3 protein-coding genes are annotated in these 7,096 nt (G+C 61.1%); 1 reads left to right on the forward strand and 2 read right to left on the reverse strand.

The window, feature by feature from the left end:
• Positions 1-15: 15 nt before the first annotated feature.
• The gene (locus DWY51_RS05235; protein WP_117770094.1) at positions 16-1,155 is read right to left on the reverse strand and encodes a DUF389 domain-containing protein; all 1,140 of its coding nucleotides are present in this window, start codon (positions 1,153-1,155) and stop codon (positions 16-18) included.
• A gap of 307 nt (positions 1,156-1,462) precedes the next feature.
• Here DWY51_RS05235 and DWY51_RS05240 point away from each other — a divergent pair, with 307 nt between their 5' ends.
• Complete coding sequence (locus DWY51_RS05240) at positions 1,463-4,984, forward strand: CAP domain-containing protein (protein WP_117770095.1); 3,522 nt, start codon at positions 1,463-1,465, stop codon at positions 4,982-4,984.
• Between the two features lie 201 nt (positions 4,985-5,185).
• Here the strand turns inward: DWY51_RS05240 and DWY51_RS05245 are convergent, their stop codons facing one another.
• Positions 5,186-6,889: an OPT/YSL family transporter gene (locus DWY51_RS05245; RefSeq protein WP_117770096.1), complete on the reverse strand. Its 1,704-nt coding sequence runs from the start codon at positions 6,887-6,889 to the stop codon at positions 5,186-5,188.
• Positions 6,890-7,096 lie beyond the last annotated feature (207 nt).

Here is a 7,096-nt window from a genome sequence, read left to right on the forward strand (position 1 = left end):
ACCTCGCGTCCCGCATCACTTTACGTCAAACTCCACACGATCGAGCTCGGGCACATTGAGGTCGATGAGTTTGCGGGCGACACGGCGGTCGTGCGCCCCAAGCGCCTCGCCTGTCGTCACATGGGCGACGATTTCGCGCTCGACGATGCCTTCTTCGTCCCCTTCGGTGGCCGAGGTCTCGACGGCGACGGTGTAATCCTTAAAGCCCGGCAGCACCGCGGCAAGCTCGCGCGTGGTCTCGGTGACGCCGTAGCCGTCCTGCACGCCGGCCTGCGCCGATCCAATGGAGCCTGCGGTCATAACGATGCAGGGGATGGCAAAGATGACCGTTCCCACGATGATGCGGCGGCGCACTTTGCGTGACAGCTCGTTGACCTCGGCGTTTTCCTTGGCGGTCACAATGCCGTCGCCGTTCAGGTCGCGCTTGAGCGGCACGCGCAAAAGAAGCAGCACGGCTTCGGCAGCCAGTGCGATAAAGACTACATTGATGCCAAACTCGTAAAGCGCCGAGAGAAACAGCGACCCGCTTGCGATGGCGATGCCGTAGCCCGCCGCGCACAGGGGCGGCATGAGCGCGGTCGCCACGGCTACGCCGGCGATGAGCGTGGCGGGTTCCTGGTCGCGCGAGTTGCCCAGGCCACCCGCAAAGCCGCCCGCGAGCGCGACGGCAAGGTCCCAAACAGTCGGTGTCGAATTGTCGATGATGGCGGCCGTGGTGGTGCCAAGGGGCGAGAGCTTAAAGTACAACGTGGACGTGACCAGGCAAAAGGCCATCTGTAGAGCCAAGCTCGCGACGGCCTCAAGGGTGATCTCGCGGTCGAGCGTGGCGATGCCGTATGCCATGGCAAGGACCGATCCCATAAGCGGGCAGATGAGCATGGCGCCCACGATGGCGATGTCCGAATCGATATCGAGGCCGATGCTTGCGATGAGCATGGCGATGATGAGGATACACAGGTGAGAGCCAGTCAGACGCGCCCCGTTTACAAAACGCTTGCGGATCACGTGATAGGGCGCGCGTCCCTCGCGAATGTTGAACGCGCGCTTTAAAAAGCGACCAGTCTGCTCGGCAGCCTCACTATGGGCAGGGCGGATGCCGTGGCGCCGGTGATGGCGTTCGCGTAGTCGCTTGATCTGTTGTTTGTCGAGTTCCATGTCCACCTCGTTCCAGCGCGGTCCGCGCAACGCGCCCGTTGTCCTAACTCTACACCGTGGCGGGCGGGGTGTCTGTTGGATGCAGAATCCGATAGGGCGGATGACGCGGGAGCAAATGCAAATCACAGGCTCAATTCCATCCCGCGAGAATATGATGCACCAGCTCCTTCAAATGTGACGAAACTGTGAAGCACGAGAGCGTGAATTTCAAAAAATACGCTGGTCGTCAATGTTGCGCAACAGAATTCAAAAATCGACAGCTACCGTTTGATACGTATGGATACATCCGTGTCAAAGGGAGAAAGCCATGGCAAACTACAGTCCACAACACTTTGAGCCTCGGGCCAAGACTGCCAACGTCAAGGGCGTTGCTAACCGCGCCGTCGCAACCGTTTTGACGGCGGGCCTCATCGCTCAGCCGCTCATGTCGCCGCTGGCGGCAATCGCCGCACCGTCAACCGATAACGGCGATTCTGTTCAGGGGGGGGGTAGTTCTGTAGAGAACACCGTTGCCGCCGGTAACCAAGCGGTCGTAAAGACGGCTGCCCAGCTGGCCGAGGAGTCGGCAAAGCAGCTCAAGGACGCTCAGGCCGCCTACGATGCCGCCCAGAAGAAGGCCGACGCGGCGGGCCAGTCTCAAAAGCAGGCACAGCAGCAAAAGAATCAGGCCTCGCAGGCCGTGACCGATAACGCCGCCGAGCAGAACGAGGCCGAGGTAGCCGCGCTTCAGGAGAAGATCGACGAGCTTAAGGCAGCCGTCGAAAAGACCGAGCAGCAGCAGAAGAAGCTGGGCGACCTGAACGATCAGCTCGAACAGGCCAACAAGAGTGTCGAGGATAAGACCCAGGCGCTCAAGGACGCCAAGGCAAAGCAGGATGAGGCCAAGAAGGCCCTCGATGATGCCCAGGCCAAGCTCGAGGCCATGGGTATGGACGAGTACGAGGCCGCCAAGAAGGCCGTCGAGGACGCGCGGGCAAAGCTCGATGACGCCAATAAGGCCGTTACTACTGCACAGGACAATCTGGACCAGGCCAAGGCTGCCGAGGCCAGCGCCCAGCAGGAAAAGCAGAATACCGAGGCAGCTTTGACGACTGCCCAGGCCAAGAAGCAGGAGACTGCCGCTGCTCTCGCAGCCGCAACCACCGCGCGCGATAACGCCCAGCAGAAGTTCAACCAGGCGCAGGCCGCGCTCGATGCTGCCGTCTCGGGTACGGGTGTTGACCTGAGTGCGCTTGAGGCCGCCAAGAAAGCTGCTGCTGGTGAGCTCAAGACCGCGCAGGCGGAGCTCAATGCCGCGACGGATGCCGACGCCACCGCACAGACAAATCTGCAGGCCGCCCAGGCTGCCGTCGCTGCCGCGCAGGAGAAGGCCAACGCCGCCAACGCTGCTGTAGCATCTGCCCAGTCTGCATACGATGCGGCAAACAAGGAGTACAAGGACGCGGCCAGTAAGCGTGACGCCGCGAAGACGGCATACGAGCAGGCCCAGCAGACCGAGGCCGACAAGAAGACCGCGTACGATAAGCTTGTCGAAGTTCGCAAGCAGAAGCGCAGTGAGTGGGAGGCAGCCTGCGCTGCTTCGAACGCCGCGGAAAAGGCTTATGACGCTGCTAATGTCCAGGTTGAGGCTCTTGAGCAGCAGATTGCTGACCTCAAGTCCAACATGACCGTTGACCAGGAAGTCATCAATAAGGGCATGCTCGGCTTTATGGCCTACATCAGCAACAGCAGCGATTTCACGGCTATGCAGAAATCGAACGCCAAGGACGCAATGGCTACACTCACCGGCGCTGACGACAAAGCCGAGTGGTATGACGATTACGTCGATCAGGACATGTCTCGCGACACCAATCCGCTTTCCTTGGAACAGCTGCGCAACGCCCTGACATATCTCGACACCCAGAACAACCTCCGCAAGGCGAACGGTCAGTCGGCGCTCAGCGTCAGCCTCCGCATGACCGCAGCAGCTGCACTCAACGCCTCATATTCATCGAATATTTGGGATCACTCGAACTGTTACTTCGATAATGCTGAGAATCTCGCAGGTGGTGGCGGTGCATATACCGGTGGTGAGACCGAGGATACCCTGGGCTGGCCCTACACCGGTCTCTACACTCAGGAGAAGGTTAATTACGAGAATTGGATTAAAAAGTACGGTGTGGATAGCGAGGCCGGCAAAGATCTCATGGCTCATCGCTATGATTCGTACTATATCTACCAAAACTATTACGATGTGTACCACGGTACAAAAGATAAGAATGGCAATCAAAGAGGAGACGCCTGCGGGCACTATCTCAACATTATCGATTCCGCTACGGTGGCTATCGGCATCGCGACCGGTAGCGGTAAGAACACCGATTCCGAGGTAACCATATTCGATTACAGCGCTGATGACACTCAGGCTGATTTCACTGTTTCCGAGTTCAAGAAGCTCGTCAACGACTACATCGATTCTGCCTATAACGCTGGCGGCACGCAGGCGCAGAAGGCGCAACTCAAGGAGCTTCAGGGCAAGCTCGCCGAGGCGCAGAAGAACTTTGGAACTACTAGGGAAGCTTACTTCGCAGCTGTAAACGGGCAGGATGCCGCCCAGGACGCTTTCACCGCAGCCGATGTGAACATGAACACCGCCAAGGGCGAGTACGAGAAGGCTCAGTCCGCTACTGCTGCCGCCAAGTCCGCCTACACCGCCGCCGAAGCCAAACTCAAGGGTATCGACGTCAAGACGCCCAAGACCAAGCTCAACGCCGCCAAGGGCGAGGCCGCTACTGCCCAGGCAGCTCTCGATAAGGCAAACGTCACGCTTGCTGACGGCAAGGCAAAGGCAACCGATGCCGCTGCTCAAAAGGCGAAGGCTCGCAGCGCCCGCGATGCTGCCAAGGTAAAGTCCGATCAGGCCAAAGAGGCGTATGACAACGCTACCGCTTCGGTCAAGGACCTTGCCGCCAAGTGCGATGCCGCCAAGACGGATCTTGCGAACAAGCAGGGCACGCTTGACGATGCCAAGAAGGCCGACGACACTGCCCAGGCTGGCGTTGACAAGGCTCAGGCCGCAGATGTGCACGCCGCGACCGCTCTTTCGGGCGCCAAGCAGGCAGTTGCCGCCAAGACGCAGACCCTGTCCGACGCACAGGCGAAGGCCAAGGCCGCCGAGGACGAGCTTGCCACCGCAAACAAGGCCTTCGAGCGCTTCGCCGGTGCCCAGAAGGCGGTCGACGACGCCAAGGCCGCCTATGACGCTGCCGTCGCCGGTGTCGCCGATGCCCAGAAGCAGCTCGAGGCCGCCAACGAAGCCGTCGTCGATGCGAACCTCGATATCTTCAAGGCCAAGGCCGAGCTTGCCAACGATGAGGCACTCAAGGCCGATCTTGAGGCTGTCGACCACAAGGCATCCCTTGCCGCGGGCACGACGGGCAACGAGAAGCTGGTCAAGCTGAACGCTGCCTACGCTCGCTATAAGGCCGCCGTCGATGCCGCCGCTGGCCTCAAGACTGCTCTGAGCGATGCCGATGCCAAGCTGTCCGATGCCAACGACGCCTATGCCGCCGCACTGGCCGAGCTCGGAGATGCCAAGGATGCCCTGGCTGCCGCGCAGGCCGAGTACGACAAGTATCATCCCAAGGCCGAGCCGCAGAGCAAGCCTCAGGCCAAGCCCCAGGTTACGCAGGCCGCCGCAAAGGCCCCCGTTGCCAAGAAACAGGCTGCGCCTGCCGCGCTCGCCCAGACTGGCGACAATTCCGCTCTTGCGGGCGAGGTGTTCGTCATCGGCGGTATCACCCTCGTGGCCGCTGGTGTGACGCTGAGCGATCGTCGTCGCAAGCAGATGTAGCGTTTCGAGCGTAGTTTCTGCAACGAACTTCGGTTCATAGCAGGAACGCTTCGATAGCTTAACCGATAAGGCCGGCGCGCTGTTAAACGCAGCGCGCCGGCCTTTCTTTGTTTCGATTTCAAAAAGCCCGGTCAGCAGCCGCAAAAGCTACCGACCGGGCAAGCCGTAGGCAATATGGTTGCTGTCGAGCAGCTGCTCGACTTAGCCCAGCAGGCTTAAGCCCACGGAGACAAATGCCAGGATAACGCCGACGATGGACTCGCCGCCGAGCAGGCCGCTGGCGACAACCAGGCCCTGCTCCTGGAAGGCGGCGTCCTTGGCAGCCCTCTCCTCGTCAGAAAGACCAGCGGTGGCGTCGCGGTGGGCGGACCACTTGTCGTAGGCGAGCTTGATACAGGAGCCCAGGAATGCCGTGAGTGACATGTAGAACGGCAGGTACACGCCCAGGCCGATCATCATGGCCGGAATGCCGAGCCAGTACATGACGATGCCGGCGATAAAGCCGCCTGCGAACCACGGCACGCTCGGGATGCCCGAGACCATGGTGGCGACGACGCTTGCCTGCGCGGCCACAAAGCTCTTGTCGGGGCCGAAAGCATCCGGACCATAGGCGGTGACAAGCGCGACCATGACGGCAGCGGCGACCAGGGCGCCCACGATGCCGCCGATGGCCTGGCCGATCCACTGCGCACGCGGATTGGTGCCCAGCACGGCGCCGGCCTTAAAGTCGTTCATGACGTCGCCCGCAAGGCCGCATGCCACGGCCACGATGCCGGCGATAAAGAACAGCTTGACCTGGGCGATCTGTGCGAAGGCAGCCACGATGAGCATGACGATGAGGCCGAAGATCTCCATGGGGTCGATGCCCGTCTGGCCGCAGCTCTGCGCGCTCATGATGGTGGTGACAAAGGTGAACAGCGTGACGATGACGGCCGGGACGGGGCCAAGGTCGAGCGCGATGGCGACGATCACGGCGATGGCGGCAGTACCCAGGCCGATGATGCCGGCGTCGAGCTTAAGCGAGCCCGAGATGAGCGACTGCTCGTCGGTGTCGCTGGAGCTGTCGGCGGCGAGGCCGCGGGCGATGCCGGCGACCTGCGGCAGGATGTCCTTGAGGACGACGGCGACGCCAAAGCCCATCATGAGGCCCATGCCGAGCGATTTGACGATGCCCTGCGCAGTCACAACGTCGAATAGACCGGCAGCGGTGCCGCCCACGATGATGCCAAAGTTACCTAGCAGCGCGCCGGCAAACCAGAAGGCAACCGGGGCGAAGCCAACCAAAAAGCCGATGGAGAGCAGCATGGGCGAGTTATAGATGGCAAAGGTCACGCCGGGGATATTGAGCGTGCACAGCATGCTGGGCACCACGCCCAGAGCGTCGCGAAGCACGCTGTAGATGCCTGCGATGGCCATGGAGCCAAAGAGCTGCTTGCCGGTCTTGCCGCCGGCCTCGGTGGCGCGCAGTGTCTGAGCTGCGGCATTGCCGGTGGGAAACTCCAGCGCGGCGTCCACGATAAAGTGGCGGTGGATGAGCGCCGTTGCCAGCAGGCCCAAGATGGTGCCGGCGAGTGCCACGATAAACATGTCGAGCCAGCTGATCTGGTCGGCATAGCCCAGCATCCAGGCGCCCGGGATGGTAAACGCCAGGCCGCCGGCGACCATGGCGCCCGCGGACATGATGGTGTGGGTGACGTTGGCCTCGTTGAGGCTGGCGTCACCCATGAGCTTCAGGAAGAACAGCGAGATGACGGCAGCGAAAATAATCGGCCAGGGGAGTGCACCCATCTTGAGGGCCGTGTAGGCCGAGCTTGCCGTGATGATCACGCAGCCAAGGACGCCGATGACGACGCCGCGCAGCGTGAGTTGCCCGCGCATCGAAGCGCGGTTCGAGGGATTGCTCATATAAAACTCCTTTGCGTATATCCGCTTCCCCCGGGAGCGCCGTTACGGATACGGCGCGGGAAGTCGGGTTACCAAGGGTCGCCGCGTGAACTCGCAAACGACCGCGCACCAGTATAGCGGCACGGCAGTTAATTTGGGACTGGGCTTTTTTAGCTATCCCAAACGAAGCCGAAGGATGATTATTCTGGGACGGGGGGTTTAAAAAAA

The organism is Collinsella sp. AF25-2LB (assembly GCF_003458415.1).
Lineage (GTDB): Bacteria > Actinomycetota > Coriobacteriia > Coriobacteriales > Coriobacteriaceae > Collinsella.